Origin of the sequence: Candidatus Poriferisodalis sp. (assembly GCF_965198245.1) — a bacterium.
In the GTDB taxonomy this organism is placed as follows: domain Bacteria; phylum Actinomycetota; class Acidimicrobiia; order Acidimicrobiales; family Poriferisodalaceae; genus Poriferisodalis.
The window spans coordinates 4,348,720-4,372,471 of record NZ_OZ240249.1 but is presented as its reverse complement, the minus strand read 5'-3'; the positions used below and the strand labels follow the sequence as shown (position 1 = coordinate 4,372,471).

General features: G+C 65.8%; 15 protein-coding genes, 2 tRNA genes and 1 pseudogene. 12 read left to right on the top strand and 6 right to left on the bottom strand.

Features of this window, described 5'->3' with window-relative positions:
* Positions 1-78: 78 nt before the first annotated feature.
* From ACOCMM_RS19460 to ACOCMM_RS19440, 5 genes are all read right to left on the bottom strand, one after another.
* Positions 79-942: a hypothetical protein gene (locus ACOCMM_RS19460; RefSeq protein ID WP_419554776.1), complete on the bottom strand. Its 864-nt coding sequence runs from the start codon at positions 940-942 to the stop codon at positions 79-81.
* Positions 929-3,994, bottom strand: coding sequence for a hypothetical protein (locus tag ACOCMM_RS19455; protein ID WP_419554775.1), 3,066 nt, complete (start codon positions 3,992-3,994; stop codon positions 929-931). Before ACOCMM_RS19455 ends, ACOCMM_RS19460 begins: the two co-directional genes overlap by 14 nt.
* Positions 3,973-4,488, bottom strand: coding sequence for a hypothetical protein (locus ACOCMM_RS19450; protein WP_419554774.1), 516 nt, complete (start codon positions 4,486-4,488; stop codon positions 3,973-3,975). The genes ACOCMM_RS19455 and ACOCMM_RS19450 overlap by 22 nt, the downstream gene beginning before the upstream one ends.
* 261 nt (positions 4,489-4,749) lie before the next feature.
* Positions 4,750-5,952 carry a hypothetical protein gene (locus tag ACOCMM_RS19445; RefSeq protein WP_419554773.1) on the bottom strand — a complete coding sequence of 401 codons (1,203 nt, stop codon included), beginning with the start codon at positions 5,950-5,952 and terminating at the stop codon, positions 4,750-4,752.
* Between the two features lie 289 nt (positions 5,953-6,241).
* Positions 6,242-9,673 carry a hypothetical protein gene (locus ACOCMM_RS19440; RefSeq protein WP_419554772.1) on the bottom strand — a complete coding sequence of 1,144 codons (3,432 nt, stop codon included), beginning with the start codon at positions 9,671-9,673 and terminating at the stop codon, positions 6,242-6,244.
* 155 nt (positions 9,674-9,828) lie between these two features.
* Here ACOCMM_RS19440 and ACOCMM_RS19435 point away from each other — a divergent pair, with 155 nt between their 5' ends.
* Positions 9,829-11,115: an IS256 family transposase gene (locus tag ACOCMM_RS19435; protein ID WP_419551533.1), complete on the top strand. Its 1,287-nt coding sequence runs from the start codon at positions 9,829-9,831 to the stop codon at positions 11,113-11,115.
* A 22-nt stretch (positions 11,116-11,137) separates the two neighbouring features.
* Here the strand turns inward: ACOCMM_RS19435 and ACOCMM_RS19430 are convergent, their stop codons facing one another.
* Positions 11,138-11,377: a hypothetical protein gene (locus tag ACOCMM_RS19430; RefSeq protein WP_419554771.1), complete on the bottom strand. Its 240-nt coding sequence runs from the start codon at positions 11,375-11,377 to the stop codon at positions 11,138-11,140.
* A gap of 213 nt (positions 11,378-11,590) precedes the next feature.
* On the opposite strand from ACOCMM_RS19430, the pseudogene ACOCMM_RS19425 reads away from it, so the two are divergent.
* The 11 genes and pseudogenes from ACOCMM_RS19425 to rpoC form a co-directional block, all read left to right on the top strand.
* A pseudogene (locus ACOCMM_RS19425) lies at positions 11,591-11,746 on the top strand (IS982 family transposase); the annotation flags it as partial.
* A gap of 82 nt (positions 11,747-11,828) precedes the next feature.
* Positions 11,829-11,905, top strand: a tRNA-Met gene (locus ACOCMM_RS19420).
* Positions 11,906-12,090: 185 nt separating this feature from the next.
* A tRNA-Trp gene (locus ACOCMM_RS19415) sits at positions 12,091-12,164 on the top strand.
* A gap of 81 nt (positions 12,165-12,245) precedes the next feature.
* On the top strand, positions 12,246-12,554 hold the full coding sequence (secE, locus tag ACOCMM_RS19410; RefSeq protein ID WP_419554770.1) for a preprotein translocase subunit SecE: 309 nt from the start codon (positions 12,246-12,248) through the stop codon (positions 12,552-12,554).
* A 21-nt stretch (positions 12,555-12,575) separates the two neighbouring features.
* Positions 12,576-13,358 (top strand): transcription termination/antitermination protein NusG, encoded by a 783-nt coding sequence (nusG, locus tag ACOCMM_RS19405; RefSeq protein WP_419554769.1) that lies wholly within the window; start codon positions 12,576-12,578, stop codon positions 13,356-13,358.
* 61 nt (positions 13,359-13,419) lie between these two features.
* Positions 13,420-13,872, top strand: a complete 453-nt coding sequence (rplK, locus tag ACOCMM_RS19400; protein ID WP_419554768.1) for a 50S ribosomal protein L11 — start codon at positions 13,420-13,422, stop codon at positions 13,870-13,872.
* A gap of 23 nt (positions 13,873-13,895) precedes the next feature.
* Entirely contained in the window at positions 13,896-14,582 is a 687-nt protein-coding gene (rplA, locus tag ACOCMM_RS19395) for a 50S ribosomal protein L1 (protein WP_419554767.1), read from the top strand.
* Between the two features lie 294 nt (positions 14,583-14,876).
* Complete coding sequence (gene rplJ, locus ACOCMM_RS19390; protein ID WP_419554766.1) at positions 14,877-15,473, top strand: 50S ribosomal protein L10; 597 nt, start codon at positions 14,877-14,879, stop codon at positions 15,471-15,473.
* Positions 15,470-15,862 carry a 50S ribosomal protein L7/L12 gene (rplL, locus tag ACOCMM_RS19385; RefSeq protein WP_419554765.1) on the top strand — a complete coding sequence of 131 codons (393 nt, stop codon included), beginning with the start codon at positions 15,470-15,472 and terminating at the stop codon, positions 15,860-15,862. The genes rplJ and rplL overlap by 4 nt, the downstream gene beginning before the upstream one ends.
* Positions 15,863-16,119: 257 nt before the next feature.
* Positions 16,120-19,749, top strand: coding sequence for a DNA-directed RNA polymerase subunit beta (locus tag ACOCMM_RS19380; protein WP_419554764.1), 3,630 nt, complete (start codon positions 16,120-16,122; stop codon positions 19,747-19,749).
* 54 nt (positions 19,750-19,803) lie between these two features.
* Positions 19,804-23,748, top strand: a complete 3,945-nt coding sequence (gene rpoC, locus ACOCMM_RS19375; protein ID WP_419554763.1) for a DNA-directed RNA polymerase subunit beta' — start codon at positions 19,804-19,806, stop codon at positions 23,746-23,748.
* Positions 23,749-23,752 lie beyond the last annotated feature (4 nt).

Genomic DNA, 23,752 nt, shown 5'->3' with positions numbered 1-23,752 from the left:
ATCGAGAGTGATCTCGATCCGCTCAGGATCGGCAGTGCCGCTCCAGCCCTCAATCTGGAACGGGGCCAGCTCACCTGGCTAAACAGATAACGGCCACGAGAACTCGCGACCTTCGGCGTCGACGGTCACCTTGTAGGCCCATAGGTGACGGGACCAGTTGCGCACCAGCCCTCGCAGCACTCCATCGACGACCTGCACCGATCCCTCCAGCAACCGCACTTCGTCTACCGGCGAACTTGCGTCCGCGAACCGGATCAGAAAGTCACTCGTGTTGCCGTGGGGGCTCAGCTCATGAGTATCGACTTCGATGGTGTTCTTGTTCCGTTCGCGATGACCTGCGAGCAGCAATTGCTGGTATTCGACCGCCCCTTCGCGCGTCTGGAATCTTCGCAGGCCGCCCCAGTCGTTCACGCGCAGCGCCCAGCGCGGCCGTTCAGCACCGAAACTGGGGTCGTCGCAGCCCATCTCGCCGCGCTCTGAGACCAGTTCGGGATAGGTATTGCCCGGGAACAGACCGCCCTGCTGGTAGGCCTCGCCGGTGTGGGCCTCGTATGCTTGCGCGTCATCGCACATGTCGTACACAGGCGATGACAGCGCCGTCGACTCATAGAACCAGTGCAGCGGTCCGGGACGATCATGCGCGTTCAGCGGTACCCGCAGTCGCCGCACAGCGTCGGACATGAAATAGTCCGCCGCCGCGAACGGCGCTACATCAGCAGCGCTGCGCAGCAACCGCTCTGGCTGCGCCGGCACAGCCTCGCTGAGGACCGCCTCAACGGAATCGTGACCCGGACCCGGCGCGGAATCAACGAGTGACTGAGCGGAAGTCGGGGGCACTGAGGGAGTCGTCGCCGTCGTGTCAGCGGCACGGCCAGTGCACCCCGAAGCGACCAGCACAGCCGCGAACCAGCCCGCCCAGCGCAAAGCCCTAGAGCCCCGCATCGCGAAATTTCCTCGCGAGATCGCTGGCATGGACGCTGCGCCATCGGCACGCTCCGCCCGCTTCGGGCCCAAGCGCACTGCAGACCCTCACCAGCAACACCCGATCGTGCGGCCCGTAGTCATCCTCATGCCACGAGCCCGCGCCAGTCAAGTCCACATCGGTCCTCACCGACACCGCTCGGTACAGCGTTGTCGTCGTCCCCAAGAACGACTCAGGGAACACCGCAAACCTCTTTTCCTCGTTTCCCTCGCCGTCGGTGAAAGAGATGAACGGCGCGGCCAGCGGGCTGATGTCCCCCGGGATGCCCGGCTTGTCTTGGTCTTGCATCCAGCCCTCGGGGTTGTCGGTGTCATAGAACCAGCAGCCGAACGGGTCGCCGAACCCTTCCCAACGGCATTGAAGCTTCGAGAGGCCTCCGCTGGTGCTGTAGTCGCTGCGATGATCACGCACGACAGGCGAGCCTCCGGCGTGCGTGCCGTTGTACGCGCGGTACTCGGTGCTGTACGAGGTGACGTGCAGGTCGTCGGTGCCCTTCACCCACAAGTTCAGGTATGAGAGCAGGTAGCAGGTCTGGGATGTGTTCCATCTGCACGCCTTCCACGGACTCAATGCCATATTGATTTCGTCGCGCATCGCCGACTCGCTGACACCGCACAATGCTCCCACCAGGTGGTCAGCGACGGCGCGTCCGCCGATGTGTATCTCCGCGCGCTCGGCGTGGTTCAGTCTCCGAAAATCCGTACGTGGATCGTCCAGTTGCCAGAGCCCGACGCCGGGGTGCCAGAACGCCCGCTGAGGACTGCCCGCCGGCGGATAGAGCGCCCTTTCCCGGTCCTTGCGCGAGAGTGCCATGGGAGAGCGGCCGGGGTCGCGCTGCACGTAAAACTCGTCGTCTTGCCGTTCGTCGTCGCCGTTGTCGTCGATCCACCACGAGCGGGGCACTTCCCACAGCGGTATCGACAGCATGATGGCGGCGATTCGGTTGGCTGTGGGTGTGCAGGTGCGGGTGACTCCCGGGGAGGGGTTCATGTAGGCGTCGCGTGCGTCCTCGGCGACTCTTTTCACTCCCCACAGGGTGCCCAAGGTGACCGGATACTTGCGCCCCCGATCGGACTCGGTGATGCGGTCCTCGTCCAAAGTGGTGTTCGAGGTCTGCGCCCGGTCGGTCACGCACAACCGGCCGTTGCGGTCGCTGGTGACCAGCCCGGCCGCGCACGACGCGACCACCTCGAACTCGAACGCCTCGCCGACCGCGGCCGTCGCGCTGCGCGCCGCACGTGCATTGGCCCGTGTCGAGCCAGATGAATTGGTGAGCTTCACCTCGACCCGGTGAGTGTCCGCCAGACCCGCTGTGAGCGCCAGGACGGCTGGCCCAGCCGACCACGCCAGCGTCGAGGGAGTGATCGACCGCACCTCAGCTGTGACATCGGGCGAGGCGAGGCTGATCGTGAGCTGCTCATCTACCGTCGCCTCGTAACGCTCAGCCACCCCCGACAGCACAGCGTCGACGGTGAGTGTGTAGTCGCCGGTGGCTTGCCGGCGGTAGGTGGTGGCTTCGACGGTGTAGTCGCCGGGAGCGAGGAACACGTTGTCGAGGCGGCTGTCGAAGCCTGGGCCTGCGTCGTCGTCGTAGTCCGCCACAGCACCGGAGGGTCCGTGGCCTTCGAGCAGCACCACATAGGTGTCCAAAGCGGTGCTGTTCGACGCCGCGGACCCGAGATCGACGCTGACCCAGCCCGCACTGTCCAAGCTGAACGTGTGCCGCTGCGCGTAATAGATGCGGCTCGGGTCGCTGTGACGCCGCACCGACCTGCACGCCGCGTCATCGGTGATCGTGCCGGAGCGGTCGACCGTGCCGGTCGCCAACGCGCCCAAATCGTCGGTGCAGCCCCCCGACGGCGGCGGCGGTCCTGTGGGCGTCGGGTCGGCGGTGAACCGCGCTGCTGCGGTGCGACGGTCGCCGTCGGTGTTGGTGCATCGCACCACCACGTACTCAGTGGTGCCCGCGGCCACCTCCAGGCTCACCGTGCGGACGGTTCCCGAGGCCGGCACGACCGCCGCGGTGCCCCTGGTCGCGTACCCGACACAGACCGCGTCGGCGGGCACGACGTCGAACTCGTCGCTGACCGTCGCCGACCCGGCGCCCGGCTGGGGAGCCGCGGTCACGTCGTCGAGGCCGCTGATCTCCACATCGGCCACCACCGGCGGCGCCGCGTGCGCGGTGAACTGTGCTCGTGCAGAGTCGCTGTGAGCGCCCCATGAGCACTCCACGGTCACCTGCACCGCGGTGCCCGCAGCGACGTCCATCGACACCGAGCGCGTCGCCGCGTCGCGTTCAGGCGACACCGACGCGCCCAACGGCCCCGCAGAGCACACCGCAGCCGACGGGGACACCTCGATCCGGTCGCTCACCAACGCCGTCGCGCCGCCCGGCACAGGAGTCCCAGACGCGTCCGCGAACCCGCCGATCGACACACCCGCCGGAGCCGTCGTGCCCGAAACAGCGACCGACAACGCGAAACTGCCGGCCTGACGCGGCGCCGCGGTCGACGCCTCGACCACATAATCGCCCGCCCCCAGCGACAACCCGTCCAACAAAGCATCCGCGCCCGCACCCGAATCGTCGTCCTCGAACAGCACCACGCCCGCCGAGTCCGCCAAATACACATACGCGTCCACCGACGAGGACACCCCCACCGACACCGACGCAGCCCCGCCAAGAGAGAAGCTGTAATGGAACGCGTAATACGGCACCTGCGCCGAGCCCTGATGAACCGACACACAACCCGAACCCCAGATGCCCGCCTCGGTAAGCGTCCCCGCCCCCAGAACGCCCAACGCCGTCACACACGGCACAACCAAGCCATCGGGATCGCACAACGGCGGATCAGTCGAATCGTTCAGCACATACCCCGACGGACACACCCAACGCGTCCGCGTCACGTAATGGAACACCTCGCGGGTCTCATAATTGAACACCGGCCGAGTCTCATAATTGAACGCCTCCACCCACTCGGTATAGGTCACCGTCACCGTGCGCTCAGCCCACACCAGACACCCCGTCCCGAACTCGGAGTCATAAAGATCTTCCCGGTGATCGCCTCAAACGCCTCGGCATCGTCGCAGAGATCGAACACGCCGGACTCGTGCAGCACTTGCTCAAGGCCGCTCCCCCTGAACGGGCCCTCGACATCGCGTGTTTCCAGTGACAGCCGGCCCCGCCGAACAGCGACAGACGCAAAGAGATCGGCGGCACTGAACGGCACAGCATCCACCGAAGTGCGCATCGGTGCCTGCCCAGGTTCCGATATCGCAGAACCGAGGCGGTCGCCGACCGACTGTGCCGCTGCACCCGGGACCGACTCCGACGGTGCCGCCATAACAGCAGACTCGTGAGGATCCCCATCGGTCGCGGCTGGAAGGGAATCTGCCCCGTCTCCGCCTGTGCAGCCAGCGGCGAGCGCACCAAGCGTCGTCGCACAACCGAGCACCATGCGATATCGCAGCAGACCGAAACCGCGATTGACACGCTCAGTGCCCCGCATCACGAAGCTTCCTCGCGAATGTGTTGGGCCCGCTGTTGAGCGTGGTGCTGACCCATTCACAGACGCTGCCCGCCTCCACAGCGATCACCCGGCAGATCTCGACCTGCAACACTTGAGAGCTGAATCGGTCCGGCGTCCACGAAGAAGCGGCGGTGTCTCGAACGTCGGTCTCGACGGGAACCGCCTTGATCAGCGTGGTCTGTGTCCCGAGGAAGGACTCGGGGTAGACCGCGAACCTGTTGCCGTCGTCGACGGCGGATCTCAGTCAGCGGCGTCGGCGACGCGTGCTGCGCCGATCCATATGGTGAAATTGTCAGACCCAGTTGCGTAGACCGCTTCGAGCGAAGGGTTGTACGGGGAAGACCAGTTCTCGTCGATCCGCCAAATGGGCCAGCGGTCTATCTCGCCATAGCCACCATCGTGGAGTTCTGCCAGCAGGGGCAAAGGGCGTAGGTCAAGTAGGACTGGGCTCGGCGGATTGTCATGGTCGTAGTCCTCGGGATCATCCCGTGGCACGGTGAACCGTGCGAAGTACGCGCTTAGATTGTCGATCTCAACCAGGTTGACGATGCTCGGTCCGTCCTCGGGAAAAAACTGATGCGACGGCGGCGAGTGGAACCTGATCAGAGTGGCACACAGGTCGCCGATGCCTTCCAGGCGCAGTTGGCCGAGGACACGGGGAGGGTACGAGCGAGGCAGTGCGTCGACGTTGTCCCACCTGCACCACTCCTGAACAAAGAAGAACGCTCGCGACAAGTCTGCCACCAAAGCCAACTCGGCGGCAATGGCGATGTCGATTCTCGCGGGATCCGTGGCTCCGGCCCAGTCCCCGATTTCGAACGGTGCCAGCTCGCCAGGCTGGACCGACAGCGGCCATTCGAAGGAGCGCCCTTCCGCTGTCACTGCCACGTCGTACGCCCACAGCTCACGGGACCAATTGCGGACGAAGCCTCGCAGCACCCCGTCCTCCACAGTCACCGAGTCCCTCAGCACACGGACTTCGTCCACGGGTGTGTTCTTGTCCGCGAACCAAATCAGCACTTCGGTGACCGCGCCGTTCGGGCTCAGACCGCTCGCAGCGCTGTCAATCGTGTTGGCGAACCGCTGACGGAGATATGCCAGACCGTTCCGCTGATACTCAACCGCCGCGTCGCGCGTCCGGAACCGGAGGAGATCGCCCCAGTCATTCGCTCGCAACGCCCAACGTGGCCGGTTAGCACCGAAACTCGGGTCGTCACAACCCATCTCGCCGCGTTCCGACACTAACCTCGGATATGCGTTGCCCGGAAAGAGGGCACCGTCGCTGTACTCATCGCCGGTGTAGGCCTCATAGGCATCGGCATCGTTGCACAGATCGAACACAGGCGATTCGAGAGCTACGCGCCTAGCGGGCATCCCGCGGGTCGGACCCGCGAGGTTCCGCCCGGTCAACGGCATCTGCAGTTCCCGAACAGCATCAGACATGAAGTAGTCCGCAGCAGCGAACGGCGCGGAGTGCACTGCTGTGCGCGAAAGTTGCCTCCGTCGTGGTGCCCCGCGCCCCAGATCAGCCGTCGCAAGCTCAGCAACTGCGACGGTTTCTCGCGCGGGTGGAGAAGTCGATCCCGTAACCCCCTGAGCCACGGTCGTGGAGGCCGAGGAGTGAGGCAGAGCGTCGTCGCCTGCACAGCCGCCGAGAGCAATCGCTATGGAAAGCAAAGCGCAGCACAATAGCGAGTTCGGCTGAAGCGCTAGCAGCCGCTTGTATGCCCGCTCAGTGCCCCGCATCACGAAGCTTCCTCGCGAACGTGTGGGGCCCGCTGTTGAGCGTGGTGCTGACCCATTCGCAGACGCTGCCGGCTTCCACGGCAATCACCCGGCAGATCTCGACCTGCAACACTTGAGAGCTGTACCGGTCCGGCGTCCACGACGATGCGGTGGTATGTCGGACGTTGGTCGCGACGGGAACCGCCTTGATCAGCGTGGTCTGTGTCCCGAGGAAGGACTCGGGGTAGACCGCGAACCTGTGGCCGTCTTCAACGAAGGACATGAACGGCGCCGCGAGCGGGCTCTGGCTCGTGGTCGCCGCAGCGGGGTCTTCGTCCAGCATCCAGCCTTCGGGGTTGTCGGTGTCGTAGAACCAGCAAGAGAACGGAACGCCGCTCGTGCCCCAGCGGCACTTCAGCCTCGAGAGGCCGCCGCTGGTGCTGAAATCGGACCGGTAGTCCAGCGTGCCGCCCGGGTACCCGGTGCTGTAGGACGTGACGTGCAGATCATCGGTGGCCTTCACCCACAGCTTCAGGTACGACCACTCATAACAGCGATGCTCACGAGGCGTCATGTCCTTGTCGACACACGCCAGCCACGGATCGAGTGCCGACTTGACGGCCGCCTCCATGCCGCGGTCACTGACCGCACACAGGGACTCAGCAAGGTAGTCAGCCACAGCGCGCCCGCCGATATGGATCTCTGCGCGCTCCCCGTGACCTAGGTGTCGCACGTACCAACCGCCGTCATGCCACCATCTGTCGTCGAGTTGCCACAGGCCCACGCCGGGGTTCCAGAACGCCCGCGCCGGCCCGCCTGTCTTGTCGTTGTTGGAGTACAGAGCGGAATGGTCGCGGTCCCAGCGTGACAGAGCCATCGGCGACCGCGCCGGGTGGCGCAGGTACGTGTTGGCCTCGATATTGGGAACCTCGAACAAAGGGATCGACAGCATGATGGCGGCGATTCGGTTGGCTGTGGGTGTGCAGGCGCGGGTGGTCCCCGGGGAGGGGTTCATGTAGGCGTCGCGTGCGTCTTTGGCGACTTTCTTCACTCCCCACAGGGTGCCCAGCGTGACGGGATACTTGCGACCCCGGCCTGTCTCGGTAACGCGGTCCTCGGGGTAGTTCGTCGTGGAAGCCTGTGCTGCGGCGCGTACGCACAGATGGCCGTTGCGGTCGCTGGCTGCCAGACCGGCGCCGCACGCCGCGGCGACATCGAACTCCACCGTCGACATCGTTGAACTCGTCGACGATGCGCTGCGCGCCTGGCTCGCGGCTGTCGACGATGGCTTGGCGAGGGTCAGCACGACCCGATGCGTGTCAGCCATGTCCGCGGTCACCGCGAGGCTGCTGCGGCTACCGGTACGCCCCGTCGACCAGTCCAGGGTCGGCGGCGAAATCGACTGCACCCTCGCCACGTAGTCACCGGTCTCGAACCCGATAGCAAGCGTCTCATCGACGACTGCGTCGTAGGTCTCTTGCAGGCCGGTGAGGGTCGCTTCGACGGTCAGGTCGTAGTCGCCGGTGGTGCGGGCGGGGTTGGTGGTGCTGTGGGCGTGGTAGGTGGTGGTCTCGATGGTGTAGTGGCCGGGTTGGAGGAACACGTCGGCGAGGCGGCTGTCGCGCCAGTGCAGGCTGTGGGTGGCGGCGTTTTGGGCGTCGTCGTTGTGGGTGATGTAGGTGCCGGTGCCGTCGGGTGTGTGGCCTCGCAGGAGTACCAGGTAGGTGTCGATGCGCTGGGTGTTCGTCGCTGCTGACTCGAGGGTGATGGTGACCCAGCCCGGGCTGTTGAGGGTGAAGGTGTGCCGGCGGGCCTGATAGGTGCTGGTGGCGGTCTTTCGGGGGTGGCGGGTCGAGGTGCAGCCGTCCGTGGCGGCGAGCGTGCCCGTTGTCGGCGGGGTGGCTGCGGTGAGGGTGCCGAGGGTGTCGTTGCAGTCGTCGCTGTTCGCGGTCGGTGTGGTGGTCGTCGGCGGGGTCGGTGTGGCGGCGGGCGGGGGGGTCGTTGTGTCGGTGTTTGTGGGTGTGGGGTGGGCGGTGAATCGTGCGGCGGCGAGGTCGCGGTTGGTGTGGTGGTTGCAGATGACGATGACCCATACGGCGGTGCCGGCGGCCACGTCGAGGGTGACGGTGCGCGACGTGCCTGTGGCGGGTGCGACCTGGGGGGTGCCTGGGGTGGCTTGGGCGCTGCATCGCGCTGCGGCGGGGGTGACGGTGAACGTGTCGGTGACTTCGGCGCTGGTCGAGTCTGTGTCGGGGGTGGCAGAGGCGTGGTCGAGGCCGTCGATCTCGACGTCGGGGACGGGCGCGGCGTCGGCGGTGAACCGGGCGTCGGCGCTGGCGGTGCTGGTGCTTGTCATGCAGGTCACCGTGACCGTGACGGTGGTGCCCGCGGCCACGGTGTGGGTCACGGTGCGCGATGTGCCTGTGGCGGGTGCGATCGTGGCGCCGTCGGGCGTCGCAGAACAGGCGGCGCCGGCGGGCGTGACACCGAAGGTGTCGGACGCCGCTGCGGTGGCGGCGCCCGCGGCGGGGGTCGCCGACGCGTCGGCGAGGCCGCTGATGACCACATCTGGGGGCGGGTCGGGGGCGTCTGCGATGGTGAGGGTCATGGTGAACGCGCCGTCCTGGCGGGGCGCCGCGGTGGTCGCCTCGACGGTGTAGCCGGCTGCGGCGAGGGTGACCGCTGACAGCAGCGCGTCGCCGCTGTGGGCGCCTGAGTTGTTGTCGTGGCGCGACAAGCTGCGGTCCGCGTTGGTGAGGTACACATAGGCGTCGGTGGACGAGGACACCCCCACCGTCGCGGTCGCCGCGCCGGCGACGGAGAACGTGTACCGCACCGCCCGGTAGGGCACCTGCGCGGAGCCCCGGTTGTCCGAGGTGCACCCCGCGGCCCACGTCCCGCTGCGGGTCACCGTGCCCGCCCCCAGCGCCCCCAGCGCCACCGAGCACCCCCCGCCGCCGCCGCCGTCTGCGTCGTCGTCGGGGCACGGGTTCGCCTCGTGGGTGCCGTCAGCACGGTGGGTGCGGCAGTCGCCGTTCGCGGCGGTGTGGTCCAGATGGCACCACGAGCCGCTGTAGGTGTGCTCGTGGCGTCCCGACACGCACGCGTCGTCGTCATCGTCGTCGTCTGCGCTGTCGTCGGGGCACGGGTTGGCCTCGTGGGTGCCGTCGTCGCGGTGGGTGCGGCAGTCGCCGTTCGCGGCGGTGTGATCGGGATGGCACCACGAGCCGCTGTAGGTGTGGCGGTGACGGTCCGACACGCACGCGTCGCTGCCGCTGCTGGCGCCGCCGCAGCTTCGCGCGCGGGTGTAGCGGTCGTGGTAGTAGTGATCGCCGTCGCCGCAATGGCTGCGATCGGCGTGGTTCGCGTGCCAGTAGCCGTGCGGCGCAGAATGCTGCCCGCTGCGGTCGATCGGGGTCAGGCTCTCAGGATCCGACACTCCCCCATTCGACGGCGGCGCCGTCGTCGGCGTCGGCGGCGTCGTGGACCGCACCCCGCAGAAATGGCCGTGAGAGTGTCAGATCCTCTGTGTAAGGGGGTTGGTCTGAGAGTGTCGTGTCGGTGATGGATGCCGAGGCGACAGGAAGGACCGCAATGACTGAGAATTATCGAGAGAGGCTGCCGGCGAGGCCGGCGGCGGACACGACGCCGCTGGTGCCTGAGGGGGCGCTGGACGCGGTGATGGAACGCGTCCGCGCCGAGGGCGCCGAGCTGCTGGGCGCGGACGGGCTTTTGACCCAGCTCACCAAGGCGGTGCTCGAGCGGGCGCTGGCGGAGGAGCTGACCGATCATCTGGGCTATGAGAAGGGCGACCCTGCGGGAGCGGGGTCGGGCAACTCGCGCAACGGCGTCACGCCCAAGCGGGTGCACACCGGCGTCGGCACCGTGGATGTGGACGCTCCCCGGGACCGCAACGGCTCCTTTGAGCCTCGGATCGTGCCCAAGGGAACATCGCGCCTGGAAGGGTTCGACGACAAGATCATCGCCTTGTACGCCAGGGGCATGACCGTGCGCGACGTGGCGGCCCATCTGGCCGAGATCTACGGCGTGGAGGTGTCACATGACCTGATCAGCCGTGTCACCGACGGGGTGTTCGACGAGCTCGAGGCGTGGCGCAGCCGGCCCCTCGATGCTGTCTATCCGATCATCTTCATCGACGCGCTGAACGTGAAGATCCGCGACGGCCACGTCGCCAACCGGCCCGCCTATCTCGCCGTGGGCGTCGATCTCGACGGCCGCAAGCATGTGCTGGGCATCTGGATCGGCGACAGCGACGGCGAGGGCGCCAAGTACTGGCTGGGGGTGCTCACCGAGCTGCGCAACCGAGGCGTCCAAGACGTGCTGATCGTGTGCTGCGACGGCCTGCGAGGCCTCCCCGACGCGATCGAGGCGACCTGGCCCGCGGCCACCGTGCAGACCTGCGTGGTGCACCTGCTTCGAGCCTCGCACCGCTACGTCACCTGGAACGACCGCAAACAAGTCGCCAAGGAACTGCGGCCCGTGTACGCCGCCGTCGACGCCCAAGCCGCCGAGGCGGCGCTCGATGAGTTCGAAGCCGGCATCGGCGCCAGATACCCCGCCGTGGTCAGCCTGTGGCGGTCGAGCTGGGAACAGTTCATCCCGTTCCTGGACTACCCCCCAGAAGCCCGCCGGGTCATCTACACCACCAACATGATCGAGTCCATCAACCGCCAGCTCAGAAAGGTCACCAAGAACCGAGGGCACTTCCCCAACGAGCAAGCCGCCCTCAAACTGCTCTACCTCGCCGTGAGGAACATCACCACCAACAGAGGAGGACCACAAGGAACAGGAACCATCGGATGGAAACGCTGCTTGAACCAGCTCGCCGTCCGCTACCCAGGACGACTCCCGCTCACCTAAAATGACCAACCGACCGGCCCGCTTACACAGAACATCGGACACTCCCATGGCCGTGGCCGCTGTTCGCGCCCTCCGCCTCGCCGTAGCTGAACGCACCCGACCCGTAGCGATCCACGCAGTCATGAGCCTGCGCCGACGATCCCCCCAACAGGCCCTCCGCCAGCCACCACGCCCCCACCAGCACACCCCCGGCCAGCACAAGACGCACCCACAGCCGCCACCCCTCGCCCCGCCGCGGCGCCCCCGACCCCGACACACCCATGAGCACAGCACATCAGACAATGAGACACACTGCAACACAGACCCCCGAGCCCAGGGCTCCCACAAGCCCACCAACAGCCCCGCCCACACGAGCACCCCCGCCGCAGCGACACAGCACACACCGCACCGCAATGGCAGCCCGCCGCCGCCGCTGCCGCGAGCCCCTGCCGCCTCCACAGCGCGCGCACCTCCGATGCGACCCCTGCGCCATCGTCTCGAATGCGGCCGCAGCCGCGACACCGCCAAGCGCTCCGATCTCGCGGGATGGGCACAATACGGTTACTGCCGGTCCCGCTAGCGCCGTTCCCGGGGGCTGCGACTGCACCTGCTCGCCACCCCCGCAGAACTTCCGGCCGCGATCGCGCTCACTCGTCGCCTACGACCACCAACCCCTTGGAAACAACCATCTAGGGCGCATATCGGTGCTATCAGTAGGCTTCGCACGACACTTTGGCGGGATAGCTCAGTTGGTCAGAGCGCACGGCTCATAATCGTGAGGTCCCGGGTTCGAGCCCCGGTCCCGCTACCACCGGCAGCGGCGGCCGCTCGCGGTCGCCGCCATGAGCGCAGCATCGTGAGGTCCCTCGCCGCAGCCTCGCTGCGGGCATCGGGCACAGTGAGCCCCGGTCCCGCTACTGGATCTGGACGCGACCCAGATTGCTGCCGGTAGCGTGTTGCGGCGGACATTCGCCCAGAAAGCCCGCATCCTCGCTGAGGGCAGTAGCTCAATTTGGTAGAGCACCGGTCTCCAAAACCGGCGGTTGCGGGTTCAAGTCCCTCCTGCCCTGCGCTTCCGCCAATCTGTGACCGTCAGCCGGGCGGACCGACTATGCCCAAGCCCCTGAAATTCTGAGCCGGAGACTTTCCCGATGGCTATGAACCGACGGACTCGTCGTCACCTGCAGCGTCAGGGCGAGATGACGGCTGACGGCGCGCCGGCTTCGAGGCGCGAACGACGTCAGCCTGCGTCGGCCTCGCCGACCACAGAACGGTCTGGGCCTGCGCAGTTCGTGGGCGAGGTTCGTTCCGAGCTGAAGAAGGTGATCTGGCCGACTCGCGCCGAGATCGTCAACTACTCGATCGTCGTGTTCATCACCATCGTGATCCTGACCGCGATCATTGCCGGCCTCGATTGGATTCTGGGTGAAGGCGTCCTCCGCCTTTTTGATGTGAACTGACGAAGATCTGAACTGACGAGCATGAGTGACTTGACCGATACCTCCGCAGAGCCCGACACCGACCCGATGGCGACCGCTCGCCGGTTGCTGAGTTCACAGACGGCCACGACCCTGATGGGACCGGGCCCCGAGACCGTCGAGGCAACTGATACCGCGGACACCGTCGAGGGAGCCACCGATGAGGCGGGCTCTGCCGACGTGCTCACCGAGGACGAGCTGCTCGCTGCCGACGAACCCGAGACGAAGCGTGTCTCGCCCTATGACCAGCCGGGCCGCTGGTTTGTCGTGCATACGCAGTCGGGCTACGAAAAGAAGGTCAAGCAGAACCTCGAGGCTCGGATCGGCACATTCGACATGGAGGATCAGATCCACGAGGTCGCGATCCCGATGGAGGACGTGATCGAGTTCAAGGCCGGCCGCAAGGTTGTCGCCAAGAAGAAGGTTTTCCCCGGCTACCTGCTCATCCGTTGCCGCCCCAGCGACGAGGCGCACCACATGATCCGCAGCACGCCCGGCGTTACCGGGTATGCGGGCCCAGGTGGCAAGCCGTCGTCGCTTCGCCGCCGGGAAGTAGAGGCCTTCCTCGCCGAGCCCGACGACGGGCCCGAGATGCCGCGCCGCACCAAGCCGTCGATGATCTTCGAAATCGACGAGAGCGTGCGCATCAAGGAAGGTCCGTTCTCGGACTTCCAGGGTCAAGTGATCGAGATCAACGAGGAGCAGCTGAAGGTGAAGGTGTTGGTGAACATCTTCGGCCGCGAGACCCCCGTCGAACTCGACTTCGTCCAAGTCGCAAAGATCTGAGCCGCGCCAGCGGCCGTCAAAGGCCTGAGCATCCGCGCAGGCAATTTCCGAGGAGCACCCCATGGCAGAAAACCCAGCAAGGTCATCGAGGCGCAAGCAAATCACCGCGATCGTGAAGATCCAAATTCCCGCCGGGCAGGCTTCGCCGGCACCGCCGGTGGGCACCGCGCTGGGTCCACACGGCGTGGCGATCATGGACTTCTGCAAGGAGTACAACAACAAGACCGAGAGCCAGCGCGGCACGATCGTGCCGGTCGAGATCACGATCTTCGAGGACCGGACGTTCACGTTCGTGACCAAGACGCCGCCGACATCGGTACTGCTGCGTCAAGCGGCTGGGCTCGAGAAGGCGGCGGACAATCCCGGTCGGGAGACGGTGGCACAGGTCACCGAGGCACAGGTCGCCGCGATCGCCACCACGAAGATGCCCGACCTCAACGCCCGTGACCTCGAGGCCGCCAAGCTGCAGGTGATCGGCACAGCGCAGTCGATGGGCATCGAAGTCAGCCGCTGAGGCGAATCACAGGAGACCCCCATATGTCAGGGAAGAAGTACGCCGACACCGTCCGTCGCTTTGACCGGCAGATGATGCACGAACCGAGCCAGGCAATCGACATGGTGCGAAGCTTCGCCACGGCAAAGTTCGACGAGTCGGTCGAGCTGTCGATCCGGCTCGGCGTCGATCCGCGCAAGGCCGACCAGATGGTTCGGGGCACAGTCGCGCTGCCGTCAGGCACAGGCGGCGATGTGCGAGTTGCAGTGTTCGCGCAAGGTGATGCGGCCGTGCAAGCCTCGCAGGCAGGTGCCGATGTGGTGGGCGCCGCCGATCTGGCGGAGCGTGTGGAGGGCGGCTTCACCGATTTCGACGTGGCGATCGCGACGCCCGACATGATGGGCGTGATCGGTCGCCTGGGCAAGGTGCTGGGTCCGCGTGGCCTGATGCCGAACCCCAAGTCCGGCACGGTGACCCCCGATGTCGGCAAGGCCGTGGGCGAGTTCAAGGGCGGCAAGGTCGAGTACCGCACCGACCGATACGGCAACGTGCACCTGGCGATCGGCAAGGTCAGCTTCAGCGCCGAGGATTTGAACGCCAATCTTGATGCAGTCATGGACGAACTGGCCCGGGCAAGGCCGGCCAGCGCCAAGGGTCGTTACGTCCGCAAGATGGTGGTCTCATCGACGATGGGCCCCGGCATCCGCGTCGACCCCACCACTTTCAACTAGCCGCTGACAGTTGGACGCGTCCGGGACTGCCGGTAGCGTCTGGGGTTCTACAACCTGCTCGCCGTAGATCTCCGGTGGCTTCGGCCTGAAATCGGCCCCGTCTGAACGTGTTTCAGGGGCTTGCTCACCACGGGCAAGCCACACGGGTCGGGCCTGATGAGGCGGACTGTCTTCCTGTGCGCGTATGCGCTGGGGCGCGGTTCTGTCTGGTCTGCGGACCGGTGCCCGATCCGGGACCGGGAGCGATCAACCAGCCCTACGACGGCGAATCCCGCAGCACAGGAGGTCCCCACAGTGCCTACAGCAACGAGCGGGCCGACAGCAACGGAGGCCGACCCACGTACGCCGCGGGCCGACAAGATCGCCGTGGTGGACGAGGTCCGTGAGCGATTCGGTGAGGCCGAAGCGGTGCTGTTCACCGAGTACCGAGGTCTCGACGTGGCCGCGATGGCCGACTTGCGTGGCCGTCTCATCGATGCCGACTGCCGCTACAAGATCTACAAGAACACCTTGGTTCGCCGGGCGCTGTCTGAAAATGCGCCCCCCGGGACGCTCGACTTGGTCGGGGGACCGACAGCACTTGCCTTCTGCGGCAAGGATCCCTCCGCTGCCGCCAAGGCTCTCCGCACGTTCGCGACCACCCACGAAGCGCTCGTCATCAAAGGCGGCGTGCTGGCAGGCACCCTGCTCAACGATGCCCAGGTGCGTGAACTTGCCGACCTGCCGTCACGCGACGAGCTGATGGCACAGATGCTCGGCGCATTCGCTGCGCCGCTCAACGCGCTCGCTTCGATGATGAACAACCTGATCGGCGAAGTGTCCGGTCTTGTCCAGGCCCTGATTGACCGCAACTCCACGGAGAACTCAACAGAAACGGAGAACAACCAGTGAGTACATCCACCGAAGAGATTCTCGACGCCATCGGCAACATGACGGTGCTCGAGTTGGTCGAGCTGAAGAAGGCGTTCGAAGAGCGCTTCGACGTCACTGCCGCTGTGGCCTCACCGATGATGGTGGCTGCCGGTGCCGCCGGATCCGACGGCGATGGCGAAGCCGCCCCCGAAGCCGTCGACGAGGTCACTGTCATGCTGACTGCCATCGGCGACAAGAAGGTGCAGGTCATCAAGGAGGTGCGTTCGCTTACGAGTCTGGGTCTCAAGGAGGCCAAGGATCTCGTGGAGGCCGCTCCGAAGGCCGTGCTCGAGGGTGTGCCGTCCGCAGACGCCGACAAGGCCAAAGAGGCCCTCGAAGCTGTCGGCGCCACCGTCGAGCTGTCCTAGTCGCGCGCTGCCATCGGCTTGCCGCAAGCTCGGCGCCACGGTTGTGGCGCACGCCGGGGCTGGATAGCCTCGTTCTAGCCGTGGCACAGGTGGCCTCTCCCTTCGCGCACCCCACCAGTCCCCAGCATCGAGGCCCAGGGTTGAGGTCACTGTTTGCTGCGGACACCTGCGACTGCGCGCGCTTGAGCTCAATCGTCAACGGCCGTCGGCAGTCGCCTGCGACCCATCCCGCACAACTGAACCGCTAGGAGAGTCCGTTGTCGTCTCTTGTCGGCCGCGAACGCTATTCGTTCGGCAATCTCGACGAAGTCCTGGAACTCCCGGACCTCGTGTCCATCCAAAAGGACTCCTTTCAACGCTTCCTTGATCTCGGCCTCGCTGAGACGTTCGCCGACATCAGCCCCATCAGCGACTTCGGTGGGCACCTGCAGCTGGTCTTCTCTTTTGACCCGCACGACGAGGACCTTCGTCCGCCGCCCAAGTTCTCCGTGGAGGAGTGCAAGGAACGCGACATGACCTACTCGGCGCCGATCTTCGTGCGCGCCGAGTTCAAGAACGCCCACACCGGTGAGGTCAAGGCCCAGACCGTGTTCATGGGCGACTTCCCGATGATGACCCCCAAGGGCACGTTCATCATCAATGGCACCGAGCGGGTCGTGGTCAGTCAGCTTGTCCGTTCGCCCGGGGTCATCTTCCAGCCCGGTGAGCGTTACCGGCTGCGGAACATGTCCAAGCACCAGCTGGTGACCGCAACCATTCACCCCTACCGCGGCGAGTGGATCGAGTTCGACGTCGAGCACAAGCCCGGCAAGGACCCGACTGCCGGCAGCCGTGTGGCCCGAAAGCGCCGGCTCAGCATCTTCTCGTTGCTGCGAGCCCTGGGCTACGGCGAAGACCGCTATCCCGGCCTGCTCGAGCGCTTCGTCGAGCACTTCGACTTTCTCGAGCCGCAATGGGAGAAGGACCGCCACGTCGCGGTCTCCCAGGAAGAGTCGGTCATCGAGCTGTACAAGCGGGTGCGTCCTGGCGAGATGGCCACCGCAGACGCCGCCAACAACTACTTCCAGAACGCCTTCTTCGACGATCGCCGGTACTCGCTGTCCAAGGTCGGCCGTTACAAGCTGAATCGCAAGCTTGGCCCTGAGTTGGATCGCGTGTCCGAGCTGTTCGGCCTCGACTTCGTCGACCGAGACGACCCGCAGGCGCTTGATCATCCCGAGCTCATCCGGCCCGACCCCGAGTCCACGGTGCTCACCCGTAGCGAGGTCCTGGCCACTGCGAGCTACCTGCTGCACCTGGCAAACGCCGAGCCCGGCTACCGGCTAGACGACCAGGACCACTTCGCCAACCGTCGCATCCGCTCGGTCGGCGAGCTGATTCAGAACCAGGTTCGCATCGGGCTGAGCCGTATGGAGCGGGTCGTGCGCGAGCGCATGACCACCCAGGACGTCGAGGCGATCACGCCGCAGACGCTCATCAACATCCGGCCGGTCGTGGCGGCCACCAAGGAGTTCTTCGGCACCAGCCAGCTCAGCCAGTTCATGGACCAGGTGAACCCGCTGTCGGGCCTCACCCACCGCCGCCGCCTGTCCGCGCTCGGCCCCGGTGGTCTGTCACGCGAGCGAGCCGGTTTCGAGGTACGTGACGTCCACTTCAGCCACTACGGGCGCATGTGCCCCATCGAGACGCCCGAGGGCCCGAATATCGGGCTCATCGGGGCGCTGGCCACCTTCGCCCGCGTCAATGAGTTCGGCTTCATCGAATCGCCGTACCGGGTCGTCCGCGATGGTGTCTCGACCCGCGAGGTGCGCTACCTGACCGCCGACGAGGAAGAGGAATACGTCGTTGCGCAGGCCAACGCGCCGCTGAATCCCGACGGTTCGTTCCGCAATCCCCGCGTGCTCGTCCGCAAGAGTCCCCAGGGCGCCAGCCTGGAAGACCTGCGCCTGCAGATGGAGCGCGACACCTACTTCGCTGCCACCACCGAGATCAGCTACGTGCCGGCGTCCGAAGTCCAGCTCATGGACGTGTCGCCCAAGCAGATCGTGTCGGTGGCCACAGCGCTCATCCCGTTCCTCGAGCACGACGACGCAAACCGAGCACTCATGGGCGCCAACATGCAGCGCCAAGCCGTCCCCCTGCTGCGGGCCGAAGCCCCCTACATCGGGACCGGCATTGAGGGCCTGGCCATGGCCGACGCTGCCGAGATGGTCCTGTCCGACATCGACGGCGTTGCGACCGAGGTGACCGGCGACCAGGTCGTCCTGGAATCCGACGACGGCTACGAGCATGTGTTCCCGCTGCTCAAGTTCCGACGCTCCAACCAGGACACCTGCATCAACCAGAAAGCGCTCGTGCGCCCCGGTGACAAGGTGACCGCCGGTCAGGTGATTGCGGACGGGCCGTCAACCGACCACGGCGAGCTGGCGCTGGGCAAGAACCTCCTGGTGGCCTACATGGCCTGGGAGGGTTACAACTTCGAGGACGCCATCATCTTGTCCGAGCGCCTCGTGAAGGACGACGTGCTCACGTCGATCCACATTCACGAGTACGAGATCGACGCCCGCGACACCAAGCTGGGGCCCGAGGAAATCACCCGGGACATTCCCAACCTGGCCGACGACATCCTCGCCGACCTCGACGAGCAGGGCATCGTGCGCATCGGTGCCGAAGTCGAGCCAGGCGCTGTGCTGGTGGGCAAGGTCACCCCCAAAGGCGAGACCGAGCTCACGCCTGAGGAACGGCTCCTGCGTGCCATCTTCGGCGAGAAGGCCCGCGAGGTGCGCGACACGTCGCTCAAAGTGCCCCACGGCGAGAACGGCGTCGTCACCGACATCCGGGTGTTCAGCCGCGACAACGACGACGAGCTGCCACCTGGCGTAAACCAGCTGGTTCGTGTCTACGTGGCACAGAAGCGCAAGATCAGCGTGGGCGACAAGCTTGCCGGCCGCCACGGCAACAAGGGCGTGATCTCGAAGATCCTCCCGGTCGAGGACATGCCGTACTTGGCCGATGGCACACCGGTCGACATCATCTTGAGCCCGCTCGGCGTGCCGAGCCGCATGAACGTCGGCCAGGTGCTCGAGGCGCACCTGGGCTACGCGGCTCGCTGGGGCTGGAAGGCCACCGACGAGGGCGGCAACGGGCAAGTGATCGGCAATGAGCCGGTCAGCAACACCGCCCGCAAGACCCGCCCCACCACCGAGCCATCGCTGTTCATCGCCACCCCGGTGTTCGACGGCGCACGCTGGGACGAGAAAGAGGCCGCTGGACGGCATCCCACGATCCAGCAGACGCTCGAGAACCTGCGGCCGGAGTCGATCACCGGCGAACGGCTCATGACCCGTACGGGCAAGACGACGCTCTGCAACGGGCGCACCGGCGAGCGCTACGACGAGCCGATCATGGTGGGCTACAGCTACATCTTGAAGCTGGCGCACCTCGTCGACGACAAGATCCACGCCCGCTCCACCGGCCCGTACTCGATGATCACCCAGCAGCCGCTGGGCGGCAAGGCGCAGTTCGGCGGCCAGCGATTCGGCGAGATGGAAGTGTGGGCGCTCGAGGCCTATGGCGCCGCCTACTGCCTGCAGGAGCTGCTCACGATCAAGTCCGACGACGTGCTGGGTCGGGTTCGGGTGTACGAGGCGATCGTCAAGGGCGAGAACATTCCCGAGCCCGGCATCCCTGAGAGCTTCAAGGTGCTCATCAAGGAGATGCAGGCGCTCTGCCTCAACGTCGAGGTCATGTCGACGGCAGGGCATCAGATCGACATCCAGGGCCTCGACGAGGACGTCTTCCGGGCCGAGGAATCGCTGGGCATCGACATCAGCCGGCCCGAGCGCGGCACCGACGAAGAAGATGAACTGCGCCGTCAACGCATCTGACCGGCGCAACCGAACCGCAAGAACTCGCACGACACACAGGGCCAGATACACAGCATGATCGACGTCAACGACTTCTCTGACATCCGGATCGGCTTGGCGACTGCCGACGCCATCCGCACATGGTCCAACGGCGAGGTCCGCAAGCCGGAGACCATCAACTACCGCACGCTCAAGCCCGAGAAAGACGGCTTGTTCTGCGAGAAGATCTTCGGTCCCACCAAGGACTGGGAGTGCGGCTGCGGCAAGTACAAGCGCGTCCGGTTCAAGGGAATCATCTGCGAGCGCTGCGGCGTGGAGGTCACCCGCTCCAAGGTGCGACGTGAGCGCATGGGCCACATCGAGCTGGCAGCGCCGGTGGTGCACATCTGGTACCTGCGCGGCACTCGCTCGTGGCTGGCGTACTTCCTGACCGGCCTCGATCCCCGCCAGGAGCTCAAGGCCAAGGCGCTGGAACGCGTTATCTACTTTGCTGCGAACCTCGTCACCAAGGTTGAGAGCGAGAAACTTCACACCGACCTGCCGCGGCTCGAGGCCGAGAAGGCCGAGGAGATCGCCGTCATTGACGAGGAACTCGCTGAGCGGCGGGCCGAACGGCTTGGCGAGCTCGAAGGCGAGCTGGCATCACTGGAGACCGATGGCGCTCGTGAGCGCGACTTGCGGTCGGCCCAGCGTGAGGCCGAACGCGATCTCGAGGCACTCGACGAAGAAGCCGACGAAGAAAAGGATCTCGTCGAGCGTGCGTTTGCTGCGCTCAAAGATCTGCACGAGCGGATGATCATTGACGACGAGGATCTCTGGCGCGAACTGCAGGATCGCTACGGCCAGTACTTCGAAGGCGGTATGGGCGCCGAGTCCATTGCGCAGCTCATGGCCAACATGGACTTCGACACTGAAGAGGCTGAGCTTCGAGCCGCCATCGAGGCCTCCGACGGGCGACGTCCGCTGTCCGCGCAGCGCAAGCAGAAGGCGATCAAGCGTCTCAAGATCCTGAGCGCCTTCAACCGGCGTGACGAGCACGGTCGTCGCATCAACGATCCCCGGGCGATGATTCTCGATGCCGTGCCGTGCATCCCGCCGGACCTGCGGCCGATGGTCCAGCTTGACGGCGGCCGCTTCGCGACGTCCGATCTCAACGACCTGTATCGCCGGGTCATCAACCGGAACAACCGGCTGAAGCGTCTGCTGGATCTGCGGGCGCCCGAGATCATCGTTAACAACGAGAAGCGCATGCTGCAAGAAGCGGTGGATGCGCTGTTCGACAACGGTCGAAGAGGCCGTCCTGTGACAGGTCCCGGCAACCGGGCGCTGAAGTCGCTGTCGGACATGTTGAAGGGCAAGCAAGGCCGTTTCCGCCAGAACCTGCTCGGTAAGCGAGTGGACTACTCGGGCCGGTCGGTCATCGTTGCGGGGCCCACGCTGCGCCTGCACCAGTGCGGGCTGCCCAAGCTGATGGCGTTGGAGCTGTTCAAGCCGTTCGTCATGAAGCGGCTTGTTGACTCGGAGATCGCCCAGAACATCAAGTCGGCCAAGCGGATGGTGGAGCGCCGGCGCGCTGACGTCTGGGACGTGCTCGAGGACGTCATCAAGGAACACCCGGTGCTGCTGAACCGGGCGCCAACGCTGCACCGGCTGGGCATCCAGGCCTTCGAACCGCTGCTGGTGGAAGGCAAGGCAGTCCAGATCCACCCGCTGGTGTGCGCCGCGTTCAACGCCGACTTCGACGGTGACCAGATGGCCGTTCACCTGCCGCTGTCCTCGGAGGCGCAGGCAGAAGCCCGGGTCCTGATGCTGTCGGCCAACAACATCCTGAGCCCGGCCGACGGCCGCCCGATGACCGTGCCCAGCCAGGACATGCTGATCGGCAGCTATTACCTGACCGAGTTGCCCATGCGCAGCAATGAGAACAATCTCAACGATCCCGACGCTGGCAAGCCCATCTTCCGTCACCTGCACCAGATCGAGAGGGCGCTCGAGGGGTCCCAGGTTGGACTGCACCAGCTCATCGAATGGCGCATCCCACAGCTCAGCGACGGTAACGGCGGGTTCATCGCGACCACGCCTGGCCGTGCGCTGTTCAACGCCGCATTGCCCGACGACTTTGAGTACATCAATCGCGCTGTCCGCAAGAGCGAAATGGGCAAGATCGTTCGCACGCTTTCAGACAGCTACAGCACCAGCGACATTGCGACGAGCCTGGACCACATCAAGGACCTCTGCTACGCCTACGCCAGCCGCTCAGGTCTGACGATCTCGGTCGACGACGTGCGCACGCCACCGGACAAGGCCGAGATCCTCGAACGACACGAAGGCGAGGCGGAGCGAGTCGAGACCCAGTTCCGGCGCGGCATCATCACCGACGGTGAGCGGCGTCAGAAGGAAGTGGAGATCTGGACCGACGCCACCGACGAAGTGCGGCGTTCGCTCGAGGCTGAACTGGCCAAGACCACCTTCAACCCGATCGACATGATGGTCGGCTCAGGTGCCCGCGGAAACATGATGCAGGTGCGCCAGATCGCGGCGATCCGCGGGCTGGTGGCCAACCCTCGTGGCGACATCATCCCGCGCCCGATCAAGTCCTCGTACCGGGAAGGCCTCGCCACACTGGAGTACTTCATCTCCACGCCAGGCGCCCGCAAGGGTCTGGTCGACACGGCGTTGCGAACCGCTGACTCGGGCTATCTCACCCGCCGTCTGGTCGATGTGGCTCAAGAGCTCATCATCAACAGCGAGAATCCTTTCGACCGCCCTGGTCCGGTGAACGGGCTGTGGATCGATGACGTCGTCGCTGACAGGCCGGACAAGCGCACGCACCTTGACACGCGGCTGTTCAGCCGCTGCCTCGCGGCGGAGGTGACGCTCAGTGATGGCACTGTGTTCGAAGCCGGGAGGCTGATCGGTGACGACGAGCTGATTGCGCTGCGCGACGATCCTGAGGTCACGGGGGTGCGTGTGCTGTCCCCCCTCACCGACGACTCCGAATTCGGCGTGTCGGCCAAGGCCTATGGCGGATCGCTGGCAACGGGCAAGCTGATCGAGGTAGGCGAGGCGGTCGGCGTCATTGCCGCGCAGTCCATTGGCGAGCCCGGCACGCAGCTGACCATGCGCACCTTCCACACCGGCGGTGTCATCGGCGGCGAGAACATCGCTGGCGGTCTGCCCCGCGTCGTGGAGCTGTTCGAGGCGCGCACCCCGCGCGGCAAGGCTGTCCTGGCCCGCCGCTCGGGCGTGGTGCGCATCGGCGAGGACGACGGTCGGGGCCGCCAGATCGACGTCATCGGTGACGACGGCTCCGAGGACACCTACACCGTCCCGTCGATGTCACGCCTAGCAGTCGTCGACGGTCAGGACATCCGAGCTGGTGACCCGCTCGTGGACGGACCACGCGATCCCAAGGAGCTCATCGAGATCCGCGGTGTGCGCGAGACCCAGCAGTACCTCGTTTCCGAGGTCCAGAAGGTGTACCGCGAACAGGGCGTGTCGATCCACGACAAGCACATCGAGTTGATCATCCGCCAGATGACCCGGCGAGTGCTCGTAGGCGAGCAGGGTGACTCGCCGTTCCTGCCCGGCGAACAGGTCGACCAGCGGATCTATCGCGAAGCCAACCGCGAGCTGGTGGCCCAAAGCAGCCGCCCCGCTGAGGGCCGTCCGATCATCATGGGCATCACGAAGGCGTCGTTGGCGACCGAGTCGTGGTTGTCGGCTGCCTCCTTCCAGGAGACGACCCGCGTGCTGACCGAGGCCGCCATCGAGTCGCGCCGCGACAGCTTGAAGGGCCTCAAGGAGAACATCATCATCGGCAAGCTCATTCCTGCGGGAACGGGCCAGGACTGCTACCGCAACATCGAGACGGTCGCCCCCGAGTACGAGCCGATGGAGTTCTGGTCGTCCGAAGACGCCGAGGATCCGGCCGCATGGCTGGCCTCGATCGGCGACGAGACCGATTTGGACGAGACGGGACTCGACGCGAACGTCGCGTCGATCACCGACGCCAGCTGAACGG

What these genes read in the sequence shown, in the direction of transcription:
- ACOCMM_RS19435 (WP_419551533.1), top strand. Translation starts at nt 9,829, where the DNA reads ATGACTGAGAATTATCGAGAGAGGCTGCCGGCGAGGCCGGCGGCGGAC.
- nusG (WP_419554769.1), top strand. Translation starts at nt 12,576, where the DNA reads ATGAGTGACTTGACCGATACCTCCGCAGAGCCCGACACCGACCCGATG.
- ACOCMM_RS19450 (WP_419554774.1), bottom strand. Translation starts at nt 4,488, where the DNA reads ATGCGGGGCACTGAGCGTGTCAATCGCGGTTTCGGTCTGCTGCGATAT.
- ACOCMM_RS19445 (WP_419554773.1), bottom strand. Translation starts at nt 5,952, where the DNA reads ATGTCTGATGCTGTTCGGGAACTGCAGATGCCGTTGACCGGGCGGAAC.
- rplK (WP_419554768.1), top strand. Translation starts at nt 13,420, where the DNA reads ATGGCAGAAAACCCAGCAAGGTCATCGAGGCGCAAGCAAATCACCGCG.
- ACOCMM_RS19430 (WP_419554771.1), bottom strand. Translation starts at nt 11,377, where the DNA reads ATGGGTGTGTCGGGGTCGGGGGCGCCGCGGCGGGGCGAGGGGTGGCGG.
- rplA (WP_419554767.1), top strand. Translation starts at nt 13,896, where the DNA reads ATGTCAGGGAAGAAGTACGCCGACACCGTCCGTCGCTTTGACCGGCAG.
- ACOCMM_RS19460 (WP_419554776.1), bottom strand. Translation starts at nt 942, where the DNA reads ATGCGGGGCTCTAGGGCTTTGCGCTGGGCGGGCTGGTTCGCGGCTGTG.
- rpoC (WP_419554763.1), top strand. Translation starts at nt 19,804, where the DNA reads ATGATCGACGTCAACGACTTCTCTGACATCCGGATCGGCTTGGCGACT.
- secE (WP_419554770.1), top strand. Translation starts at nt 12,246, where the DNA reads ATGGCTATGAACCGACGGACTCGTCGTCACCTGCAGCGTCAGGGCGAG.